At 72.6% G+C, this 21,878-nt stretch carries 16 protein-coding genes and 2 pseudogenes; 12 read left to right on the top strand and 6 right to left on the bottom strand.

Annotated features, from left to right (window positions below):
• Nucleotides 1-347: 347 nt before the first annotated feature.
• A complete protein-coding gene (locus ABD335_RS05080; protein ID WP_344320860.1) occupies nt 348-806 on the top strand; it encodes a DUF8189 domain-containing protein in 459 nt (152 codons plus the stop codon).
• A gap of 446 nt (nt 807-1,252) precedes the next feature.
• Here ABD335_RS05080 and ABD335_RS05075 read toward each other — a convergent pair whose 3' ends face one another.
• Together ABD335_RS05075 and ABD335_RS05070 are read right to left on the bottom strand one after the other, a co-directional pair.
• Nucleotides 1,253-1,609, bottom strand: coding sequence for an STAS domain-containing protein (locus ABD335_RS05075; protein WP_344320859.1), 357 nt, complete (start codon nt 1,607-1,609; stop codon nt 1,253-1,255).
• Nucleotides 1,606-2,928, bottom strand: coding sequence for a PP2C family protein-serine/threonine phosphatase (locus tag ABD335_RS05070; RefSeq protein ID WP_344320858.1), 1,323 nt, complete (start codon nt 2,926-2,928; stop codon nt 1,606-1,608). The genes ABD335_RS05075 and ABD335_RS05070 overlap by 4 nt, the downstream gene beginning before the upstream one ends.
• Before the next feature lie 272 nt (nt 2,929-3,200).
• Here ABD335_RS05070 and ABD335_RS05065 point away from each other — a divergent pair, with 272 nt between their 5' ends.
• Together ABD335_RS05065 and ABD335_RS05060 are read left to right on the top strand one after the other, a co-directional pair.
• Nucleotides 3,201-7,379, top strand: coding sequence for a SpoIIE family protein phosphatase (locus ABD335_RS05065; protein WP_344320857.1), 4,179 nt, complete (start codon nt 3,201-3,203; stop codon nt 7,377-7,379).
• Entirely contained in the window at nt 7,379-7,696 is a 318-nt protein-coding gene (locus ABD335_RS05060; protein ID WP_344320856.1) for an STAS domain-containing protein, read from the top strand. The genes ABD335_RS05065 and ABD335_RS05060 overlap by 1 nt, the downstream gene beginning before the upstream one ends.
• Before the next feature lie 248 nt (nt 7,697-7,944).
• Here the strand turns inward: ABD335_RS05060 and ABD335_RS05055 are convergent, their stop codons facing one another.
• From ABD335_RS05055 to ABD335_RS05045, 3 genes are all read right to left on the bottom strand, one after another.
• Entirely contained in the window at nt 7,945-9,330 is a 1,386-nt protein-coding gene (locus ABD335_RS05055) for an FAD-binding oxidoreductase (RefSeq protein WP_344320855.1), read from the bottom strand.
• A 562-nt stretch (nt 9,331-9,892) separates the two neighbouring features.
• A complete protein-coding gene (locus tag ABD335_RS05050; protein ID WP_344320854.1) occupies nt 9,893-10,525 on the bottom strand; it encodes an SRPBCC family protein in 633 nt (210 codons plus the stop codon).
• Nucleotides 10,518-10,871, bottom strand: coding sequence for an ArsR/SmtB family transcription factor (locus tag ABD335_RS05045; RefSeq protein ID WP_344320853.1), 354 nt, complete (start codon nt 10,869-10,871; stop codon nt 10,518-10,520). The genes ABD335_RS05050 and ABD335_RS05045 overlap by 8 nt, the downstream gene beginning before the upstream one ends.
• 313 nt (nt 10,872-11,184) lie before the next feature.
• Here ABD335_RS05045 and ABD335_RS05040 point away from each other — a divergent pair, with 313 nt between their 5' ends.
• The 9 genes and pseudogenes from ABD335_RS05040 to ABD335_RS05000 all read left to right on the top strand — a co-directional run.
• Complete coding sequence (locus ABD335_RS05040; RefSeq protein WP_344320852.1) at nt 11,185-12,216, top strand: LAETG motif-containing sortase-dependent surface protein; 1,032 nt, start codon at nt 11,185-11,187, stop codon at nt 12,214-12,216.
• A gap of 320 nt (nt 12,217-12,536) precedes the next feature.
• A complete protein-coding gene (locus ABD335_RS05035; protein ID WP_344320851.1) occupies nt 12,537-12,890 on the top strand; it encodes a hypothetical protein in 354 nt (117 codons plus the stop codon).
• A gap of 205 nt (nt 12,891-13,095) precedes the next feature.
• Entirely contained in the window at nt 13,096-13,551 is a 456-nt protein-coding gene (locus ABD335_RS05030; RefSeq protein ID WP_344320850.1) for a hypothetical protein, read from the top strand.
• A gap of 902 nt (nt 13,552-14,453) precedes the next feature.
• A pseudogene (locus tag ABD335_RS05025) lies at nt 14,454-15,713 on the top strand (MFS transporter); the annotation flags it as partial.
• A gap of 246 nt (nt 15,714-15,959) precedes the next feature.
• Nucleotides 15,960-16,850, top strand: a complete 891-nt coding sequence (locus ABD335_RS05020) for a GHMP family kinase ATP-binding protein (RefSeq protein WP_344320874.1) — start codon at nt 15,960-15,962, stop codon at nt 16,848-16,850.
• Nucleotides 16,847-17,890, top strand: coding sequence for a cysteine synthase family protein (locus ABD335_RS05015; protein ID WP_344320849.1), 1,044 nt, complete (start codon nt 16,847-16,849; stop codon nt 17,888-17,890). Before ABD335_RS05020 ends, ABD335_RS05015 begins: the two co-directional genes overlap by 4 nt.
• Nucleotides 17,887-19,122: an ATP-grasp domain-containing protein gene (locus ABD335_RS05010; protein ID WP_344320848.1), complete on the top strand. Its 1,236-nt coding sequence runs from the start codon at nt 17,887-17,889 to the stop codon at nt 19,120-19,122. Before ABD335_RS05015 ends, ABD335_RS05010 begins: the two co-directional genes overlap by 4 nt.
• Before the next feature lie 139 nt (nt 19,123-19,261).
• Complete coding sequence (locus ABD335_RS05005) at nt 19,262-20,011, top strand: class I SAM-dependent methyltransferase (protein WP_344320847.1); 750 nt, start codon at nt 19,262-19,264, stop codon at nt 20,009-20,011.
• A 46-nt stretch (nt 20,012-20,057) separates the two neighbouring features.
• Nucleotides 20,058-20,275 (top strand): annotated as a pseudogene (locus ABD335_RS05000) (iron chelate uptake ABC transporter family permease subunit); the annotation flags it as partial.
• A gap of 114 nt (nt 20,276-20,389) precedes the next feature.
• Here the strand turns inward: ABD335_RS05000 and ABD335_RS04995 are convergent.
• Nucleotides 20,390-21,475: a ferric reductase-like transmembrane domain-containing protein gene (locus ABD335_RS04995; RefSeq protein ID WP_344320846.1), complete on the bottom strand. Its 1,086-nt coding sequence runs from the start codon at nt 21,473-21,475 to the stop codon at nt 20,390-20,392.
• Nucleotides 21,476-21,878 lie beyond the last annotated feature (403 nt).

Below are 21,878 nucleotides of genomic sequence, written 5' to 3'. Positions count from 1 at the left end.
ACGGCCGGCGGGACGGATCCACCACGGTCCGTCCCGCCGGCCGCGTACGGCGCGACGGGGGCGTCTCGCCCACGGCCGGTCGAGATCCCGACGGGCCGAGCCGATCCGGTCGGCGCCCGACACGGCGGCGGCCCCCACAGTCACCCGTTCGGACCACCGCTCTCGCCCTCGCTTTGCGGGCCCCTGTCACCCGTATGCAGGATCGAATCCACGTGGGGTCCGGAGACCGTGCCGGCGCAGGGCACCGCTTCCCCGGCCTCCTCCCTCCGAGAAAACCGACCGACGCACCGCGCCCGGCGGACAGCCGTCCGCGCGGCGTCCCGGTTGTCCGATGGAAGGACAGGATCATGAGTGTACGGAGCATCGCATCGGCCCGACTGACGGACGGCCGACCGCAGATCTTCGCGGCGAGCGGTCAGGGGCTGTTCTCCGCGTGGAAGGTGAACACGCACCCCGATGCGGGCTGGACCGGCTGGCAGAAGTTCGACTTCTTCCACGGCCGGGTGTCGTCCCTGGCGGCGGCGCAACTGACGGACGACCGTCCGCAGATCGTCGCCACGACCGAGGCCGGAGAGGTGTGGACGACCTGGAAGCTGTCCACCGATCCGAACGCCGAGTGGGCCGACTGGGTGAGGTTCGACGGCGTGCCGGGCGCGGCCCGCAGCGTGGGCGCGGCGCAGCTGACGGACGGTCGGCCGCAACTCGTGGTGGGCACCAGCTCCGGTTCGGTCTCCACCTGGAAGGTGGACACGCACCCCGATGCGGCGTGGGCCTCCTGGGTCTCCTTCAACGGCCCGCCCGCCTGATCCGCCTCCGACGAGGCGAGCCGCGTCTCCGGCGCCCGTACCGCGGCCACCGGTGGAGAACCTGTTCGGCGAAGGGCGGACCGCCGTGGACCGGTACCCCCTACGGTCGACGACTCCCGCCAAGGAGCACGTCTTCGGAGGCCGTGCCGGCACGGACCGGCTCGGCCGGGGCGGCCTGCCGGGCGGCCCCCGTCGCCGGGACACGGGAAGTCGGCGACGTCGAGAGCGATCGGGCGGCGGTCGAAGGGCCGCACACCGCGTCCGCCGTCGGCGACGGCGGACGACGGCCGCGCCACGAGGGGCGGGCGAGAGCGACCCGACGGCCGCCCGGCAGGCCGTCCCTCCGACGCACGGTCGTACACGGCACCCGCCGCCCGTCCGGCACCGCCGGCACGGGCTGGTCCCGAGGCGGGTGCCCGCCGAGCGGCGGTGACGGCGGAGTGGGCTCAGGAGCGCAGGGCGTCGATGGCGTCCTCGACCGTGGGGTGGAAGGTGAAGACCTGATCGAGGCCGACGGTGCGGAAGACGCGCATCAGGTCGTGCCTCACCCCGCTGAGGAACAGGCGCGAGCCCGTCGCCTGGGCGCGGTGGTAGGCGGTGACGAGCGCGGTGATGCCGGTGGAGTCGCAGTAGGTGAGTTCCGACAGGTCGATCACCACGGGGGTGCTGGGTCCGAAGGGCGTGTCGTCGAGGGCGTGGGAGAGGCGCGGTGCGGTGTGGTAGTCGAGTTCGCCGGTCACGGTCAGCACAGTCGTGCCGGAGGGGTCGGTCTGGCAGGTGACGGTCATCGTGCGGTCGGTCACCGGTTCTCCTGTGCGGGTGGGGTGGTGCGGCGGGGCGGGACGGACAGGGCGAGCAGCGCGGTGTCGTCGTTGACGCCTGGCCCCAGGTCGGCGAGGAGTTCGTCCACGGCGCCGAGCAGGCCGTCGGCTCCTCGCGGGACGGCGGCGGACAGCCGGCGGGCCAGCCCGTCCTCCCCCAGCATGGTGCCATCGGGCGTGCGGGCTTCGATGAGCCCGTCGGTGTACAGCAGCAGCGCCTCGCCGGGGAAGAGCCGTGTGGTGGCCTGGACGAACCGGGGATCGGGCAGCATCCCGATCAACTGGCCGCCGGCGGTGGAGATGGGTTCGACGCTCCCGTCGGCGCGCAGCACGAGGGCCGGGGGGTGGCCGCCGCCGGCCAGGGAGACGGCGAAGGACCCGTCGGGCCCTGGTTCGAGCACCCCGAAGACGGCGGTGCAGTACCGGGGGGCGCCTCCCTGGTGCTCGCCCTTGAGGACGGCGTCGAGGTTGGCCAGGGCCGTGCAGGGGTCGGGGTCGTAGATGGCGGCGGCACGCAGGGTGTAGCGGGTCAGTGACGTCAGGGCGGCGGCGTCGGCGCCCTTTCCGCACACGTCGCCGAGGAAGAACGCCCAGCGGCCGTCGTCGAGCGGGAACAGGTCGTAGAAGTCGCCGCCGACCTCGTGCACGGACGCGGGGTGGTAGGCCGCGGCCGTGTCCAGACCGGGCACGGCGGGCAGGGCGGGGGGCAGCAGGGTCCGCTGCAGGGTGCGGGCCAGGCGCTCGGCGGCGGTGCGCTGGGCCCGTTCGGCGGCGATGGTGCGGAGGGTGGACAGCCGCAGTTCGAGTTCGTCCATCACCAGTGCGGCCAGGTCCTCGAGGACGGCGAGCTGGTCGTCGGTGGCCTCGCGGGGCCGGATGTCCAGCACGTCGACCGTTCCCAGACGTTCGCCTTGGGCGGTGGTGATGGGCGCGGCGGCGTAGAACCGTATGCCCGGCTCGCCCCGGACCAAGGGGTGGTCCGCCGTGCGGGGATCGGCGAGGGTGTCGGGCACCACGTACGGGGTGTCGTGGAGGATGGCCGAGGCGCACAGACCGGTGTCGCGGCCGATCTGGGTGACGCCGTCCAACCCGTGCGTGGCCTTGAACCACACTCGGTCGGTGTCGATGATCGCCACGGTGGCCATCGGCGTGCCGAAGGTGCGGGCGGCCAGGGAGGCGATGGTGTCGAACGCGCCGTCGGACGGAGTGTCCAGGATGTGGTAGCGGCGTACCGCGGCCAACCGCCTCTGCTCGTCGACGGGGGAAGGCTCCGCATCGTGGTGGGGGGCGCCGCCCGTCACCGTCACCTCCGCTTGTCCCCGATCCCGGCTCGTCCGCTGATGAGACGGCTGTCTTATCCTACGGATTGCGTCACCGAGCTCGGATGAGCGGGGTGGGGTCCAAGACGCGGAAACGAGAACGGCACGGTGTGCACGCAGCCGGATCGAACGTGGCGTTTCCCGGAAGGCAGCGAGATGGCAGAGGGCACGCGCGCCGTGGATCCGACCACGAGCGCGGCCGGCACGAGTGGGCGATCTCGGGGGATTGATCGGCGTGAACGGAAGGATGTCCGGTGACGCGTTCTGATGGCGCTGAGCACGAGCCGCCGGCCACGACCGAGGTCGACGTGTTCGCCGCCGACCACGAGGTCGGTCGGGATCTCGCCGCGGTGGATTGGGAGGCGACCCCGCTCGGGCCGCCCGCCGGCTGGCCGCAGAGCCTGCGGACCGCGGTGAGCATCCTGCTGTCGTCCCGGTTCCCGATGTGGATGGCGTGGGGGCCGCGGCTGACGTTCTTCTGCAACGCCGCCTATCGGCGGGACACGCTGGGCCGGAAGTACCCGTGGGCGTTGGGCCGGCCGGCGAGCGAGGTGTGGGCGGAGATCTGGGACGACATCGGCCCGCGGATCGACACCGTGCTGTCCACGGGGAAGGCGACCTGGGACGAGGCGCTGCTGCTGTTCCTGGAACGGTCCGGGTACCCGGAGGAGACCTACCACACGTTCTCCTACAGCCCCCTGCGGGACGACGCCGGCGCGGTGGTCGGCATGTTGTGCGTGGTCAGCGAGGACACCGAACGGGTCGTCGGTCAACGGCGGATGGCAACGCTGCGGGATCTCGGCTCCGATCCCAGCGTGGTGCGCACCGAGCAGGAGATGCTGGCCTTCACCGGTCGGCAGCTCGACCGTAATCCGCAGGACCTTCCGTTCACGCTGACCTACCTGTTCCAGGACGACGGTCGCGCGCGGTTGGCGGCCGCGACCGGGATACCCGCCGGACACCCGGCCGCCCCGGCGACGCTGTCGGTCGAGGACTCGGACGGGGTGTGGCCCGCGGCGGCGCCGGCTCGGGGAGAAACGGTGCTGGTGGAGCTCGACGGCGCCCCGTTCGTCGACCTGCCGACCGGGAGCTGGCCGGAGCCGCCCGAGCGGGCCTTGGTGGTGCCGCTGTTGCAGCAGGGCAGCGCGCCGTACGGGTTCCTGGTGGTCGCGCTGAACCGGTACCGGCCTCTGGACGACGGCTACCGCGGTTTCGTCGAGTTGGCCGCCGGGCACGTGGCCGCGGGGATCGCGAGCGCCCGCAGCTACCAGGCCCAGCAGCGGCGGGCGGAGGAGCTGGCCGAGCTGGACCGTGCCAAGACCACGTTCTTCTCCAACATCAGCCACGAGTTCCGCACCCCGCTCACCCTCATCATGGGGCCGCTGGAGGAGCTGCGCGGCCGGCTGGCCGGGACGGACGAGCGGGCGCGGGAGGAGTTGGAGGCCATCCGCCGCAACGCGCTGCGGCTGAGCAAGCTGGTCAACACTCTGCTGGACTTCTCCCGCATCGAGGCCGGCCGCATGCGGGCCCGTTACGAGCCGGTCGACCTGGGCGCGGTCACCGCCGAGCTCGCCAGCGTCTTCCGCTCCGCCGTCGACAAGGCCGGGCTGTCCTTCGACGTCGAGTGCCCCTCGCTGGACGAGCCGGTCCACATCGACCGCGGCATGTGGGAGAAGGTGATCCTCAACCTGCTCAGCAACGCGCTGAAGTTCACCTTCGAAGGCTCCATCCGCGTCTCCGTGCACGCGGAGGACGCCCACGCCGTGGTCACCATCGCGGACACCGGTGTCGGTGTGCCCGCCGAGGAAGTGCCCAGGCTGTTCGAGCGGTTCCACCGCATCGAGAACACCCGCTCCCGTTCCAACGAGGGAAGCGGCATCGGGTTGGCGCTGGTGAAGGAACTCGTCGGCCTGCACGGCGGCACGATCACCGCGGACAGCGTCCAGGGCAAGGGCACCACCTTCACCATCCGCCTGCCCTTCGGGACCGGCCACCTGCCGGCCGACTCGCTGGTGTCCCCCACGGGCACCGCCACGGTCTCCACCGCCGACGACCCCTATCTGCAGGAGGCGTTGCGCTGGCTGCCCGCCGACGACACCGGCGCGTCCGACACGGACCCCGCGGTGGCCGAGGCCACCGCGGGGACGGCGCCGGCGTTCACCTCCGGTTCGGCCGCCCCGGCGCGGGTTCTGATCGCCGACGACAACGCCGACATGCGCGAGTACCTCACCCGCCTCCTGACCGACGCCGGCTACCGGGTCGACGCGGTCGGCGACGGCCGGGAAGCCCTGGAGGCCGTCCGCGCGACCACTCCCGACCTGGTGGTCAGCGACGTGATGATGCCCCGCATGGACGGTCTGGAGCTGGTGGCGGCGCTGCGCGCCGAATCCCGCACCGCGTCGGTTCCCGTCCTGCTGCTGTCCGCCCGGGCCGGGCAGGAGGCCTCCATCGAGGGCCTGCGGGCAGGCGCCGACGACTACCTGGTCAAGCCGTTCGCCGCCGCGGAGCTGCTGGCGCGCGTACGGGCGAACGTGGAGCTGGCCCGGCTGCGCAACCACCACGCCCGCTGGCGGACCGCGCTGGTGGACTCCCTGCAGGAGGCGTTCTTCGTCTGCGACGAGGACGGCGCGGTCGTCGAGATCAACGCCGCGTTCACCGACATCCTCGGCTACGGGGTCGAAGACCTGCCCTACCGGCCGATCCACCCGTGGTGGCCGGACGCCGCCACCGACCCCGAGGCCCACCGGCAGGTCGCCGACGCCTTCTCGGGCCTGGTCGGCCAGGGCCGGGGCAGCTACACCGTTCCCGTCACCCACCGCGACGGGCACCGGCTGTGGATCAGCGTCAACTTCAACCAGGCCCAGGACCCCGACACCGGGCGCCGCGTGATCGTCGGCACGTTCCGTGACGTCACCGCCGACCACTACGCCATCCAACGCGAAAGCGCCCTCGCCTCCCTGAGCATGCGTCTGTCCCAGGCCACGAGCCTGACCGACGCGCTGACCGGCGCGCTGACCGAACTGAAGGACCTGTGGCGCGCCCGACGCGTGCTGGCCGCCGTCTTCGACCACGGCGACGAACCCACCCTGACCTCCACCGACACATCGGTGACCTGGCAAAAACTTCCGGCCGAACACCGTCGTGTCCTCACCGACCTGCGCCGGCAGCCCCTGCTCACCCCGGTCGCCGACCACACCGGGGCGGGCATCCTCCTGGAACACCCCGACGGCCCGCTGGTGCTGTGGATCGACCTGGGCGACCACCGACTCTTCACCGGCGAGGACCAACTGCTGCTGTCGCTGCTGGCCGGTCACCTCGTCCAGGGGCTGGTCCGCGCGCACCAGATCGACCAGCAGCGCGAGACGGCCATCGCCCTGCAGCGCGCCATCCTCGGCCCTTCGAGCCTGCCCGACGGCTTCGCCGTCCGCTACGAGCCCGCCACCCGCCCCCTGGAAGTCGGCGGCGACTGGTACGACACCATCGCCCTGCCGGACGGACGCATCGGCATCGTGGTCGGCGACTGCGTCGGCCGCGGCCTGGAAGCCGCCACCGTCATGGGACAACTGCGCAGCGCCTGCCGCGCCCTGCTGCTGCAGGACGCGAGGCCCGCCCAGACCCTCATGGCCCTGGACCACTTCGCCGCGAACATCCCCGGCGCGGCGTGCACCACCGTCTTCTGCGGCGTCCTCGACCCCGAAACCGGGCACCTGACCTACTGCAGCGCCGGACATCCGCCGGGCATCCTCACCCACCCCGACGGCACCACCCGCCTCCTCGAGGACGGGCGCTCCGCTCCCCTGGCCGTCCGCCCCGGCAGGACGCGGCCCGAGGGCGAGTGCACCATCCCCGCACGCGCCACCCTGCTGCTGTACACCGACGGCCTCGTGGAGCGTCGGCGTCGCCCGCTGAGCGCGGGCATCGCCCAGGCCAGCGAAGCCGTCCAGGAAGGTCGGGATGTCGCCGTCGACGACCTCGCCACCCAGGTCATGACCCGCCTGGCCCCCACCGGCGGCTACGACGACGACGTCGCCCTGCTGCTGTACCGGCACCCCGCCCCACTGGAGATGTCCTTCCCCGCCGAGTCGTCCCAACTCGCCCCCGTCCGGAAGGCCCTGCGCAACTGGCTCAGCCAGTGCGACGTCCCCCCGCAGACGATGCAGAGCATCCTGGTCGCCGCCGGCGAAGCGTGCGCCAATGCCATCGAACACGGACACCGCCACACCCCCGGCGACACCGTCCGGCTGCGCGCCGAAGCCTTCGTCGACAACCTGCGCCTCACCGTCGTCGACACCGGCCGCTGGAAGACCCCACAACCCGAGGCCAATGCTCACCGAGGCCGTGGCATGGCCCTGATGCGTGCCATGATGCACCAGGTCACCGTCACTCCGAGCCCAGCCGGCACCACCGTCGACATGCACACGAGGATCGCCTGATGACCACCCCGCTCACCCTCACCCCCGGCCACCGCCCGGACGGTACCGCCCTCCTGACAGTCGTCGGCGAAATCGACATGAGCAACACCGACACCTTCGCCGCCGCCCTCGACAGCACACCGGGCCGCCTCGTTCTCGACCTGACCGCCGTCGAATACCTCGACAGCGCCGGCCTGTCGGTCCTGTTCGCCCACGCCGACCGCATCGAACTGATCGCCACCCCCCTCCTGGCCCCCGTTCTGACCATCTCCGGACTCGCCGACCTGACCACCATCCAGGGCCTGGAGTCCGACACCACCCTCCCCCCGCAGCGCTGAACTCCCGCGGCGCCGACGCCGTCGACCGGCACGCCGACGGCGGCGCCGGAGACGCGCCCCCTCCGTCCCGCTCCGTCCCGCGCGTTCGGCCGGCCGGTGGACGGACACGGTGATCCTCGTCGACGACCGGTCGCGGAGCCCGCGAGGCCCTGGAACGCGCCCCTTCCGTCCCGGTGTTCGGCCGCGGGCCCTCGGGACCCCGGCGTTCCGCGGGGCGGCTTCTCGGGCGCGGACGGCGGACCCGGTGGTCACGGCCCCTGGGCGGGCCGGATGTTCTGGTTGGCGTGGAAGAGGTTGTCCGGGTCGTACGTCCGCTTGACCTGTGCGAGCCGGTCGTAGTGGTCGCGGTAGGTGGCCCGGACCCGCTCCTGGTGCTCGCCCTGCCCCATGAAGTTCACGTACGCGCCGCCCATGGAGTAGGGGTGCATCTTCTCCCAGTAGTCGACGCACCACTGCCTGATGGTCTCGGCGTTCGCCGGGTCGGGGTCGACACCGGCGAAGACGCCGGACCAGACGGCGTCCCGGTAACTCCACGCCGTGTCGTCCCGGCCCACCCGGTGGGCGGCCCCGTCGACCGGGTAGAGGTGCATCAGCGAGAGCGGGGTGGGGATGTTCTCGCCGTGCTCGAGATGCACGTCGAGGGCGGCGTCCGGGATCCGGTCGAAGAAGTCGCCGCGCCAGTACCACTGGTACCCGGTGGGGATCAGGTCGTCGAACATGCCCTGCAAGGCGGGATAGGGCATCGGTGTCGCGAAGTGGAAGGCGGGCGGCGCGGGCTCGTTCACCGCGGCGAGAGCGCCCTCGAAACGGTCCGGGTCGCCGGTGTGGCACCACACGACGCCGCACACCTTCCGGCCGTGGATCTCTTCGGGGAAGGGCGGGCCGGGCGGAATGACGAAGATGGTGAAGAAGCCGTAGACGTCCTCGGATGCCTGCGGGAGAAAGTCGCGGTACCAGGAGAGCACCTCGCGGGTGCGGTCGACCGGCCACACGGTGACACCGACCCCGACGGTGTCCACCGGGTGCAGTCGGTAGGTGAAGGAGGTCACGATGCCGAAGTTGCCGCCGCCTCCGCGCAGGGCCCAGAACAGGTCCGGGTGCTCGGTCTCGCTCGCGGTGACGAGGCTGCCGTCGGCCAGCACCACGTCCGCGGCCAGCAGGTTGTCCACCGTCAGGCCGTACTTGCGGGTGAGGTAACCGTGGCCGCCGCCGAGGGTCAGGCCTCCGACGCCCGTCATCGAGACGATGCCGGAGGGCGTCGCGAGCCCGAAGCCGTGGGTGGCGTGGTCGAGATCGCCGAGCAGGCTGCCGCCGCCGACCTGGGCGGTCCTCGCGGCGGGGTCGACGCGCACCCAGCGCATCGGCGACAGGTCGACGGTGACGCCGTCGTCCACCAGACAGAGCCCGGGGCCGCTGTGCCCGCCGCCTCGGACGGCGAGTTCCAGGCCGTTGTCGCGGACGAAGTCGACCGCGCCCATGACATCCGCGGCGTCCGCGCACCGCACGATGGCGGCGGGACGCTTGTCGATCATTGCGTTGTAGATCTCGCGGGCCTGGTTGTACTCGGGATCCTGCGCGCCTATGACGGGCCCACGCAGAGCGGTCCGCATCGCTTCCAACGTCGCACTGTCCATGATGATCTCCCTGAGGGGCGCGGACCTCGTCCCCCGGCTTCGGCCTCCACGGCCGCCGCCACGCTCGCCCGCCGCGGACTCCTCACCAGGGCCTTCGGCGGAGCGTCTCGGAGGCGAGGTACCCCGTGCGTCCCCGTGTGCCGCTCGGCGCCCGAACAGTCGGACGGAAGCAGGTCGTCCCCGTTGCCCGGGCCGCGCATGACCGGTCGCGCACCGGCCCCGGGCGCCCGGCACACATCCGGGACGCCACAAGGCTGACGTGTCCAGCGTCTCGCCAACCGCCGAGCCGTGCAATTCGGTGGCTCGCTGCCCGCGGGGAGCCCGGCGCGTCCACCGTACGATCTCGCCGTGCGTGCTCTGCGTGCGCACGGCGGCACGGAAGGCCACGGCGCCCGGCGGGGCTCTGCCGGACGGTGTCGCAGAGCTGCCCCGGAGGTGGGTCCTCTCCCCGGCGGCTGTCGCGCGGGGAAGGGTCGCCGTCGCGCGTCACCGGCACGCCCGCCGGCCCGGGCCCGCGCAGACGGGCTGTGCCCGGTGCGTGCCGGCACCGCGAGGGCGGGTCCTACCCCTCGGTGTAGAACCGGATCGTCGCCGCCGTCGTGGCCGCCACGGTCCCCGCGTCCGCGCCCGAGGCGGCATACGCGGCGCCCCACTCCCGGCCCGACCGCGTCATGAACTCCTTCGCCTCGGGTGACGTCTGCCAGGCCTCGGCCTCCTCCTTGCCGAGCCCGCCGCCCGCGAGGTGCAGACCGAGTCCGAGGAACATCAGGTCCCAGCCGACCCCGACCGACCCGGGCCCGAACCGGTCCCAGAACTCCTCCGGCACCACCGCCACGTGCTCCAGCTCGAACACCGTCCGCCCCTCGCCGTCCGGCGCGAGCCGCACCTCGACCTCGCTGAACCCCGGGTCCGGTCCGTACAGCCAGCTCACCCGGAGCCGCGTCGGCGCATCGCACTCGAGGATCTCGCCTCCGGCGTTGCCCTCCAGCCGGTACCGCCCGCCCACCCTGAACTCACCGCTGACCGGCAGGAACCACCGCCCGATCCGCTCGGGCGACGTCACCGCGTCCCACACGTCGGCGACGTCGGCGTCGTAGGTGCGCCGCAGCAGCACCGTACGGGCCTGCCCCGCCTCGACCTGCCGGACGCCGACCTTCCGGTGCAGACGGTTGATCTCCTCGACGATCTCACTCATCCCCGCTCGCTTCCTTCCGCTTCCCGCGCTCGCGCTTTCCCCTGGCGAGCTCCGTCTCGAGCGCGTCGAGTCGCTGCTCCCAGAACCCTCGGAACCTCTCCAGCCACGCGTCCACCTCCCGCAGCGGCCCGGCCTCGACGGCGTACAGCCGCCGGGTCCCCTCCGCCCGTACGGACGCGAACCCGCTCTCCCGCAGCACCCGGAGGTGCTGCGACACCGCCGGCTGGGAGATCCCGAACTCGTCCCGAATCACGGCGCTGACCTCACCCGAGGCCATCTCACCCGAGGCGAGCAGCTCCAATATCCGGCGCCTGACCGGCTCCCCCAGAACGTCGAAGGCGTGCACGCGCCCACTATGCCGGCGTCCACTTATATAAGGCAAGGCTTAAATATGGTCTCCGGCCCGACGAGGCGGGCTTGGACCGGTGGCTACGTCGGACGGGGCCGGCCGTTCCGACGGGTGACGACCCTCCGGCCCCGCGGAGCGGACGCGGCGCGGCGGCGGCGCGATCGCCCCGCTCGTCCACCACCCCCGCCCCGCCACGTGAAACGGCCCCGAGTGAGGGAGATCACAAAAGGTCTTTCCGTGCGAAGCACAACCTGTCGACGGGCCGGCAAGTCACGTAAGCGCCCACGTTCGGCTTCCGTGAAAGGAATCCATGAAGCTTCGTCGCGCCCTGTCGGCCGCTGCCGCCATCGCCGCCGTCGGCTCCGTGTCACTGCTCGCTTCCCCCGCCGCGCACGCGAAGGGAGAAACGCCCGCGGACAGCGGTGCTCCCTCCGCGCCGGCCACCACCGAGCCGTCACCCGAGCAGTCCGCCACCGGTGGCGCTGCCGACGAGGAGGAACCCTCGGCCGGACAGCCGGGCGACACGGCGGCCTCTCCGGAGCGGGCCGAGCCGACGCCGTCGGCGACGACGTCGAGCGCCACACCGTCTCCGACGTACACCCGCCCGAGCTTCTGTTCCGGCATTCCCGAGGAGGAGCGGGGGAAGACGGAACTGCGCGGCCTCCCGAGCAAGATCGTCGCCGGCTCCGGGTGGCACGAGTTCACCTACCGCGTCAGCAACATCTCCTCGGTCACGCTGATGGAGACCGACCTCACTCTCTACCTCGGCACCGCCGACCCGGAGATCGGCGATGTCTCCGAACTCGCCGTCACCGTCGAGTGGTTGAACCCGCAGAGCGGCGCGTGGACGCCCATCGAGGGCGAGGGCGCGGAGTGGGACGACAACCAGGACTTCGCCACCGTGGGCGCCCTCAAGCCGGGCGAGTACGCGGACGCCGAGATGCGCATCAGGATCGCCGAGAGCGCCAAGGCGGGCACGGGCTACTTCTTCACCACCGGGCACTCGTACGGCGAGGACGGCCAGTGCGGCTACGACGAGATCAGCCAGTTCGACTTCACCGTCCTTCCGGCGGGCAGTGAGCCCGGCAAGGTCGAGGACGCCGAGGGCAAGCCGGGCGACACGGACGGCCAGGTCGGGCCGGTCAAGGACCGGCCCGAAGGCGGCGAGGGCGGCCACGCCCCGCAGGGCGACCTCGCCGAGTTGCCGGTCGGCGGCAACCTCGCCGAGACCGGCGCGTCGAGCGCGCTGCCGACCGCGGCCGCCGTCGGCGGTGCCGCGGTCGTCGCGGGCGCGGGCGTCGTCTTCGCCGTACGCCGTCGCAGAGCCGCGATGGGCGAGTAGGCGAGCGCACGACAGGGCCCGCGCCGGCGAACCGGCGCGGGCCCTGTCCCGTCCCTGCCACGTCCCTGTCACGTGCCCGGTGACGTGTGAACGGCGAAGCCGCGTCGGCCTCTCCTCGGACGGTGCGACGTCGCCGCGCAGCCCTCCCGCTCCGGCCGGCCGGGCGTCTGTGCGCTGTGCGCTGTGCGTGAACAACAGTGCACCGGCTGCCAACGACACGACGGGAATCGGACGGCAGCATGTCGGGTGTGGTCGAGCAGCCCGGCAGGACCTTCCGGGCTGCCTCGTCGACACACGACCGTGACACAAGGGGGAAGCTCGTGAAGCTCCGCAACGATCACAAGCGCTCGTCGAAGCGCAGGATCCTGGCGAGCACGGTGGCCACGGCCGCCGCACTCGGCATCGGCCTCACCGGACCGGCGGGAACGGCCGGGGCCGTCTCGCCCTCGCAGGCCCCGACCGGGGTTTCGACAAGCCCCGGCACGAACGGCGGTGTCTCCGTCGAGCCGCTGGCGTGGAGCTTCTACCGCGCCTACTGGACCAAGTCCGCCTGCCTGTCCGAGGGGAAGAACGGCAAGTCCAAGGGCTGGTGGAAGGACTACAGCTGCAAGTACGAGCAGGGCAACGACGGACACATGAAGTGGTTCCTGTACGTGTACAACCGGCGCGTCTGAGAAGCGTCCGGCCTGCTCGGCCGCGGTTCATCGCCTGTACCGGGCGGTGAGGCGGCGGAGCGACGACGCGGTCCTCGCGTCCGTGGGCGGCGGCACACGGGCCGCCGCCCACGGACGGTCGGAGAAAGCGACCGGACCGGTCCCCGACGACCTCTTCCGAGCGTTGCGCGCCCGACCGAAAGACGCTCACACGACACAGGAGATCATGGTGAAAATCCTTGCTCGATCACGCCGTGCGCTCGGCGCCGTCGCGGTCTCGTCCTGCGCGGCGATGGCCATGGCGACTCCGGCCTGGGCCTCCTCGGAGGACGTGTCCGCCATGGCCAACCGGGGAGACGTCTGCTTCACCGGTGTGTGCGGATCCGCGACGTTCTCCTTCCAACGCAGCGACCACGTGGGCGACATCAGCATGTCGGTGGCCGACACCCGGTGCGACGGGAACGACGTCTACATCCGATTCGTCGTGTACAGCACCGCGACGTGGGAGACGACCAAGCGTTACGACTCCAACGGCTGCAACAACGGCTACAAACAGTGGCACGGCCTTTCCATCGACGCCGGAAGCGGTGTGATCCACGGGGTCCGCGTGAAGGCGTGCGTGGACGACGCGGGCACCGACACGTGCCAGACGTCCGGGTACTTCGACAACCCCCGCCTGTAGCTTGGCCCGTGGTCCCTCGACGGAAGTGGGGACGCCGGCCTCCACCGTGGGACCGACGCGGGTGAAGAGCGTGTGCGGGACGGAGCGCAGACCCCGGCTCGACCCGGAACCCTCGCCCTCGAAAACGTGGAAGACCCCTCCCCGACCGTGTCGGGGAGGGGTCTTTCGTCGAGCGCCGGGCAGGCCTTGCACCTGCATCTCCCCGCAGGAAGCGGGGCGTCTTTCCTTGGACCACCAACGCGCGGTACACCGCCCGTGGTTCGGCGGCGCGTCCATGGTCCACTCTACCGCAAGCACCGCCGGCGGCGCGCGGCGCCGAGGAGTTCACGCACACCGGGTGCCGACGCTCGCGTCCTTCCTCGGACCTGACGGTCCAGAACGAGGCCGCGTGGCGCCAACCGTTCGCGCTCCCCGGGCAGCGGCTTGCGCGCCCGGCCGGGTACCCGGAACCCTGCGCTTGTCGCACACTCATCGCAACAACAGGAAATATGAAGAAGGGGGCGGGTGGCGGTTTCTCGATGGTGCTCGGTGCGCGGATCGCCCCGCCGGCGCCCCCGGAGTACGGCTCGCACGGCCCGGGAGCGGTCGCCGCGGGGCGGCGGCCCGATGGGCTCCGGCATCCACGTCCCCACCGACGGGTCGCTCGCGTCCTCCGACGCGCCGCACACCGGGTGCGCCGGGACCTTCGGTGCGTCCCGGCTTCACGGCCGCTCTCCCTCCGTGAGCCGCCCGCGGTCTTCCCGCGTACCGCCGAGGCCGGCCGCCGGTGGGCCGGACGTGACGGCACCGCCCCGTCGGGCGGACCGGCGAAAGCGCCTCTCCCCCCATCGGCTCTCCCCCACCGACGGTTCCGGTGCCGAGCGGGCCGCCGGCCGGAACCCCGACGTCAGGAGTCCCACACCGTGCCGACCCCACCCGCACCGGTCGCCGCTTCCGGGTCCGTTTCGCCGCGCGGGCGATCCGTCCTGCGTGATCCCGCCTTCCTACGGCTGTGGTCGGGCGCCACAGCGTCCGGACTGGCCACCTGGGCCCTGCCCTTCGTCCTGGGGCTGGCCGTCCTCGACCGGTCCCTCACCGCCACCGATCTCGGCCTGCTCCTCGCCGCCCGTACCGTGGGATTCCTCGTGGCCGTACCCGTCGGCGGCGTCCTCGCCGACCGGCACTCCCGTCGCCGCGTCGTCCTGTGGGCGGGGCTCGCCGCGGCGGTCTCGACCCCCCTGATCGCCTCCGGGCTGGGACGTTCGCCGTGGCCGGCGGCCGCGGCCGCCGCCCTGGCCGGTGCGGGGCAAGGCGCCTGCCGGCCCGCGTTCCAGGCCCTGACCGCCGAGGTCGTCGACGCCGACCGCAGGCAACAGGCCAATGCCGCCATGACGCTGGCGGTACGCGTCACCACGCTCGCCGGTCCCTCGCTGACCGCCCTGCTCGCCGCCTTCCTCGACACCCGGGCGCTGCTGCTGGGCATCGGGGCGCTCTGGCTCGTCGCCGCGCTCGCACCCGGCCGGGGAGCCGGGCGCGCGTCCGCCGCCGATCGGCCTCGACGGGCCCCCTTCACCACCGAGTTCATCGACGGCATACGGGAGGCCCGCAGGAACCCCTGGTTCGTCGCCGGACTCGCCGCCCTGACGGCCGTCATCGCCACCGGTTACTCCGCCACCGGCGTCGCCCTGCCCCTGGTCAGCCGCGACGAGTACGGCACCGAAGTGGTGCTGGCCGGTGCCATGACCGCTTACACCACGGGCGCCTTGGCCGGCGCGCTCGTCGTCGCCCGCCTGCGTCCGCGCTCCCAGGGATGGGCCGCCCTGGCCGGACTGGCCGCTTACGGCTTCGCTCCCCTCAGCCTGGTGTTCCCCGTGCACCCCGCCGTGGTGATGGCCGCCTACGCCGTCGCCGGGGTGGGGATCGAACTGTTCAACGTGCCCTGGTTCACCGCCACCCAGCGCGAAGTGGAGCCCGACAAGCTGGCCCGGGTGTCCTCCCTCGACTTCCTGTTCTCCTACGGTCTCGCCCCGGCGGGACTCGCGCTCATCGCCCCGGCCATCGACGCCTTCGGCGCTCGGGAGGTCCTCGCCGGCTGCGCGCTGACCTGCTTCGTCGCACCGGCCGCCGCCGCCCTGGCGCCCGGCGCCCGCCACTTCTCCCGCCGTCCGGCACCACGTCGGGGAGCGGGTCCGCGCCCTGGCCCGCCCCTCCACCGCCACGGAGGCGCCGCGGATCGTGACCGACGCGTCTTCCGACGGTCTCGACGGCCGCCGCACCGTGACCAATGGGTTCCCGATCACGGCCCCCGGCGCACGCGTGGCTTGTTATCGCTCTGTCGCGCTCCCGCGCACGCTGCCATATTCGTGTGCCGCCGCATCCCTCACCGGCCGTACCGCCTTCACACGCCCCCCACGCACGGAAGGTGTTCGATGCCGCCCCAGTCAGACGGCAGCCCCCCGTCCCGGACCTTTTCGGGTGTGTGTCACGGCACGCTCGGAGAGCTGTTCCAAGGGCCGCTCCGCCAGACGGGCGAACCGGACATCGCGCTGGTGTCCTTCCCCGTCGACCGGCACTCCTGGGTCTACTTCACCCCCGACCCGAAGGAGCCGACGGGGCCGTCGCCCCTCGGCGAGAAGTCGGCGAGAGCGGTCGAACTGTTCCTGGCGCACTACGGTCTGACGCTGCCGCCGGGCCGGTGGAGCGTCCGCTCCGAGTTGCGGGTCGGTGCGGGCATGGCCAGTTCCACGGCCGACATCGTGGCGACGCTGCGCTGCCTGTTCCGGGTCTTCTCCCTGCCGTACGACCCCCGGGTGGCGACCGGGGTGCTGTCGGCGATCGAGCGGGCGGACAGCGTCTTCCTCGACGAGTTCGCGCTGTACCTCTGCGGCCGGCACCGCCTGGTGAAACGGTTGGGCACCGCCGTCGGCTTCCACACCGCCTTCGTCATCGAGGACGGCGCCGTGGACACCGCCGCCGTCACCCCGCTGCTGACACGGCACTACCGGCGGCGGTCGGCCGAGTACGGGCGCTGCCTGACGGATCTGCTCAAGGGCTTCTCCGCCTCCGATCCGGCGGCCATCGCCCGCGCCGCGACGACCAGCGCCGTCCTCTCCCAGGAGGTACTGCCCAAGACGACGTTCGAGCCCGTGCTGGCGCACCGGGAGGAGTTCGGCGCCGACGGCGTCTTCGTGGCGCACACCGGCTGCCTGGTCGGCTACCTCTTCACGCACCGCCCCTCCCCCGCCCTGAAGGGGGAGGTCTCCGAGTTCTTCCACTCGCTCGGCCACCAGTGTTCCTTCGCCCAGGGAGGCTACGGGTGACACACCCCCACATCGCCGACGCCCTCAAGAAGCCGGATCTGGTCCGGCTCTCCGAGGGGATGGTCCTGGCCCGCTTCGAGTCGATGAAGATCTACTCCGCGCTCGCCGCCGTGCGCCACCTGCTCGACCAGGGCAGAATCCGGCCGGGGCAGACCCTCGTCGACAGCTCCAGCGGCATCTACGCCTACGCCCTGGCCCTGGCCTGCCACCGCTACGGCATGCGCTGCCACATCGTGGCGTCCACCACCGTCGACGCCACCACCCTCGCCCAGTTGGAGATCCTCGGCGCCACCGTCGAGCAGGTCAGGCCGTCGGAGAACCTCAAACTCGACCAGGAGTTACGGGTGCGGCGGATACGGCGGATCCTGGCCGAACGGCCCGACGTCCACTGGATGCGCCAGTACCACGACGACGTCCACTACCTCGGCTACCGCGAGGTCGCCGACCTCGTCGCCGCCGAGGTGGCCGCCGAGTTCCCCGGCCGTCCGCTGACGGTGGTCGGCGGCGTCGGCTCCGGGGCCTCCACCGGAGGGCTGGTGGAGCACCTGCGGCGCCGCGATCCCTCGGTCCGGCTGGTCGGCCTGCAACCCTTCGGCAGCGTGACCTTCGGCAGCGAGGAACACCACGACCCGGAGGCGATCATCGCCGGCATCGGCTCCTCCATCCCCTTCGACAACGTCCGCCACCACCTGTACGACACGATCCACTGGCTGGACTTCACCCACGCGATGTCGGGGGCCGTCGCGCTGCTGCGCGACCACGCCGTGTTCGCCGGACTGTCCACGGGCGCCGCCCACCTGGCCGCCTCCTGGGAGGCACGCCGGTTCCCCGACCGGCTCCACCTGGTGATCGGCGCCGACACCGGCCACCGCTACGTCGAACGGGTCTTCGCCCGCCACCGCGAGGCACCGGACCCGGCCGCGCTGAAGCCGGTGGAGATCTCCTCGCTGTCGGAGCTGTCCATGCCCTGGTCGGTGATGGCCTGGAACCGCGCCCCCTGGCCGGTGCGGCGGACCGAGCGGAAGGAACCGACAGCGTGACGGTGGTCTGCCTGGAATCCCTCACCTTCGGCCTGGGGCATCTGGCGCGTGCGGCCGAGTCCCTCGGGGAACGGCTCCGGCTGCTGACCCGTGATCCCGGCTGGTACGCGTACGAGCTGGGCCGGCTGCCCGAGGGCGCCGTGGAGGTGGTCGAGGTCGACACCTTCGACACCGACGCCGTGGCGGCCGAACTGTCCGGCACCCCCGAACTGCGCGGACTCATCAGTTCCACCGACACCTGGACCCTGGTCGGCGCGGAGTTGACGGCCCGCTTCGGCCTGCCCGGCCTGGACCCGGCCGTCCTGCGGCTGACACGGGACAAGGCGAGGGTGCGCGACCTGCTGTACGAGGCGGGGCTGACGCGGGCCCGCGCGGTGGAGGTCGACCCCGCCCGCGGTGACACCGACCTGCCGGCGCTGCTGCGCAAGGAGGTGGGCCTGCCCGCCGTGCTCAAGGACACCGCGGGCACCGGCAGCCGGAACGTGTGGCTGGCCCGCGACGAAACGGAGCTGGAGACGGCACTGCGCGAGGCCGCCGGAAGCAGCCTGGCCGGCCGTCTGTTCGCCGAACCGTACTTCTCCGGTCCGGTGTACAGCGCCGAGACGCTCACCTGGCAGGGGCGCACCCGGCTGTTGGGCGTCTCCAGCCGGCTGATGTCGCGCGAGCCGCGCTTCCGCGAGGAGATCACCGCCTTCCCCGTCGCCTTCCCCGAGACGCGACACGCCTCGTTGGAGCGGTGGTTGGACGAGGTCCTCGCCGCGGTGGGGTACACCGACCGCTTCGCCCACGTCGAGTTCGTCCTCACCCTCGCGGGCCCGGAGATCGTCGAGATCAACCCGCGGATCGGCGGGGCCCTGGTCGCGGAGGGCATGTGCCGCGCGCTGGGCGTCAACGTCCACGAGGCGATGGTGGAGACCGCGCTCGGCCGCCGTCCCCGCCTGATCGACGCGGAGTTGCCCGGCGGGCCGGCGGTCGCCTTCGTCCTGGGGTATCCCGAGCGGCCCGGTGTGTTCACCGGTGTCGCGGGGCTGGAGCGGCTGGCGGACATGCCCGGGTCGCCCGCCTGGTACCCGGTCAAGCGCGTGGGCGACCGCATCGAGCACCTGGACGACAGCCGCGGCTACGCGGGCATCGTCTACGCGGAGGCCGAGACCGCCGAGCTGGCCACCCACCGCGCCGTGGCGGCCGCGAACGCCCTGCGGGTCCTCACCGAGCGGGCGGTCGACGGGTGAGGAGGACGGCCGCACCGGCGGTGCCGTCGTCCCGCGCGGCCCGCCGGCCGGCCCGAACGGGTCGGCACGTCCCCTGCCGCCCGCCCCACCCCACCGGGCGGCGGCGCCCCGGACCACACCATGGAAAGGACGAGTCCCGATGACGCGGACGGACGGGTTCGAGGACGACGAGTTCTGGACCGGTTTCCACGACTTCCTCTTCTCCGAGCAGCGCTTCGCCCAGGCCGAGGAGCTCCTCGACTCCTCTCCGCTGCTCTCCTTCCCGCCCGGGGCGCGCGTGCTCGACCTGTGCTGTGGACCGGGCGTGTTCACCGTCCCCCTCGCCCGCCGCGGTCTGGAGGTCACCGGTGTGGACCGCAGCCCGGCCATGCTGGAGAAGGCCCGGGAGTCCTGCGCGGCGGCCGGGGCGGACGCCCGGCTCGTGCGGGCCGACGCCCTGCACCACGTCGAGCCGGGCGCGTACGACGTCGTGCTCAACATGTTCACCTCCTTCGGCTACTTCGAGGACCCGGCCGACAACGCGCGGGTGCTGCGCAACATGCACGACTGCCTGACGCCCGGGGGCCGGCTGGTGCTGGACGTGGCGGGCAAGGAGCTCCTGGCCCGCAGGGTGACGCCCCCGAAGGTGGTCCGGCGCGGCGAGGACCTGCTGGTGCAGATCGACACCGTGCTGGATGACTGGGCCCGGCTGCGCAGCGACTGGGTCCTGGTGCGGGGGGACCGCGTCCGGCGCGCGAGCCTGGTGTGGTTCGTCTACAGCGCGGTGGAGCTGCGCGCGATGGTCCGGGAGGCGGGTTTCGGGGAGGTGGAGGTCTTCGGCGGCTTCGACGGCCGCCCCTACGACCAGGACGCCGAACGGCTGGTCCTGCGGGCCGTCCGCAAGGAGTGAGGGAGCGGCTGCCCGGGGCGTGCGGCACCGGCCGCACGCCTTCCCCGTCCCGGTCGCGGCGGTCGGGCCCACCGGCCTCGTCGGCCCGATGCCGCCGCACATCTGCGCCTCTTCGTCGGTGGGGACCACCGCCGCGTCCTGCCGGCGGCGGCCCTGGCGGGAGCGGTGTCCCCGGCCTGGGCCGACATCGCGGCCCGCACCGTCGCCGCTCCGCGGGAGATCTCCGTCGGCGTGCCGACGGCCCTGTGCGGCGGCCCCTTCTTCCGTCCCCCTCCGTCGGCCGTCTCACGGGCGCGCGTCGTGCCCGTGAGACGGCCACGACCGTCCGCCCGCCGGGCCCGGACTCGGCCCGGCGGGCGGACGGACTCGGCGGCTCGGTCACCGCCGTCCGTGTTCCCCGTCCGGGCTCGACGGGCCGGCCTCGGACGCGGCCGGGGCGCGTCGGGTGGGGCGCAGGCGATGGACGACGGCGGCGACGGCGACGAGCAGCACGGCCAGTCCCGCCCACACCTGTCCCTGGGTGACGTTGAGCCCGGCGCCGGTGACGCCGGGGGTACGGCCTCCGTCCCGGCCGGTGGCGGCGACCACCAGCAGGCCGACGACGGTGGCCGCGACCGCGATCCGCCCGGCCAGCCGGGCCGCCAACGGCAGTGCGCCCGGACGCTTGGCGGCGTCGCGCAGGTGCAGGCGATCACCGCGCCGCGCGGGGGCCAGCAGACGGGCCAGGAACAGGGCCGCCACGGGGAGTTGGAGCAACCACACCAGGGTGCGGAACGCCCCGTCGTACCAGACGTTGGTGCCGTACAGCAGGGTGTGCCACACGCTCAGGACGTAGACGACGATGACGAACCGGTGCAGGGCCCGCCACATCCGGGAGCCGGTGGTCTGCCGCAGGTAGAAGGCCAGACCGAGCGGAACGGCCAGGTAGAGGGCGAGCAGGCCGATCAGGATGGCGATCCGGCCGGTGCCCGAGGAGTAGACGCCGGGGACGAAGACCTCGGCGAAGGAGGTGGCCAGCCGGCCCGCCCAGCCCCGCCCGTCCTCGTCGCTGCGCACCAGTTCGGCGAAGAACATGACGGCGTGCGCGGCCATCAATCCGATGGTGGTCAGGCTGGTGGTGCGGTGCCACCGCTCGATCCGCGCCACGGGCACCCGCAGCCATCCCGGGCGCGCGCTCGACCTGACCAGGCCCAGCATGATGGTGATCCACGCCCACAGCAGGCCGGACCAGCCGAACGCCTGGCACAGCCAGTACATCCAGTACCGGCCGGCGTCGGCCAGTTCGGGCATCACCTGGAGCGTCATGGAGGTTCCGGCCTCCACGCGCGCGTACAGCCAGGCGAAGATGCCGGCCGTGACCACCAGGGCGGCGGTGGCATCGGGCACCGTCGCCCGCAGATCCGCCCGCAGAGCGGGCCAGTCGAACCGCCGACGACGTCTCACCGGGACGGGAGTTTCCAACATCGTGGGACACCGCTTTCTCGTGGGGGGTGCGGAGCGGCCGGGTGCTCACACCCGGCGCGGACTCCGTCACGGGCGCCCTGAGAGTAGCCAGAACCCAACGGTCCGGAAAGGCCCGTCGAACGCGGCGGAACCGCGCCGGACACGGCGTGTCCTCCCCGTACCGTCCCGACGCGTTTCCCGGCGGGCGCGGGGGCACCGCCGACCGCCGCGATCACCTTGGCGGGTACGGAGCGATCGGTTGCGTGCCGGCGCCGTCGAGAAGCCGCAACCTCAGGCGGACCACGGCCGTGTGATCGGTGACCGGGGCCCGCGCGTTCCCGGAATTCGCGGTGGCCCGTGCGCCACCGTTCGAGGGACGTGTCCCCCTCTCCTTCCGCCGCGGCATGTTCCCAGGTCCCTCGGC

Source organism: Streptomyces macrosporus, assembly GCF_039533145.1.
In the GTDB taxonomy this organism is placed as follows: domain Bacteria; phylum Actinomycetota; class Actinomycetes; order Streptomycetales; family Streptomycetaceae; genus Streptomyces; species Streptomyces macrosporus.
Note: the sequence above shows the minus strand (reverse complement) of the source record. Positions and strands in the feature narration are given on the sequence as shown.

Excerpts from the sequence above, each read along its gene's own strand:
- ABD335_RS04995 (WP_344320846.1), bottom strand. The coding sequence starts at position 21,475 with ATGTTGGAAACTCCCGTCCCGGTGAGACGTCGTCGGCGGTTCGACTGG.
- ABD335_RS05055 (WP_344320855.1), bottom strand. The coding sequence starts at position 9,330 with ATGGACAGTGCGACGTTGGAAGCGATGCGGACCGCTCTGCGTGGGCCC.
- ABD335_RS05080 (WP_344320860.1), top strand. The coding sequence starts at position 348 with ATGAGTGTACGGAGCATCGCATCGGCCCGACTGACGGACGGCCGACCG.
- ABD335_RS05060 (WP_344320856.1), top strand. The coding sequence starts at position 7,379 with ATGACCACCCCGCTCACCCTCACCCCCGGCCACCGCCCGGACGGTACC.
- ABD335_RS05020 (WP_344320874.1), top strand. The coding sequence starts at position 15,960 with ATGCCGCCCCAGTCAGACGGCAGCCCCCCGTCCCGGACCTTTTCGGGT.
- ABD335_RS05050 (WP_344320854.1), bottom strand. The coding sequence starts at position 10,525 with ATGAGTGAGATCGTCGAGGAGATCAACCGTCTGCACCGGAAGGTCGGC.
- ABD335_RS05005 (WP_344320847.1), top strand. The coding sequence starts at position 19,262 with ATGACGCGGACGGACGGGTTCGAGGACGACGAGTTCTGGACCGGTTTC.
- ABD335_RS05040 (WP_344320852.1), top strand. The coding sequence starts at position 11,185 with ATGAAGCTTCGTCGCGCCCTGTCGGCCGCTGCCGCCATCGCCGCCGTC.
- ABD335_RS05030 (WP_344320850.1), top strand. The coding sequence starts at position 13,096 with ATGGTGAAAATCCTTGCTCGATCACGCCGTGCGCTCGGCGCCGTCGCG.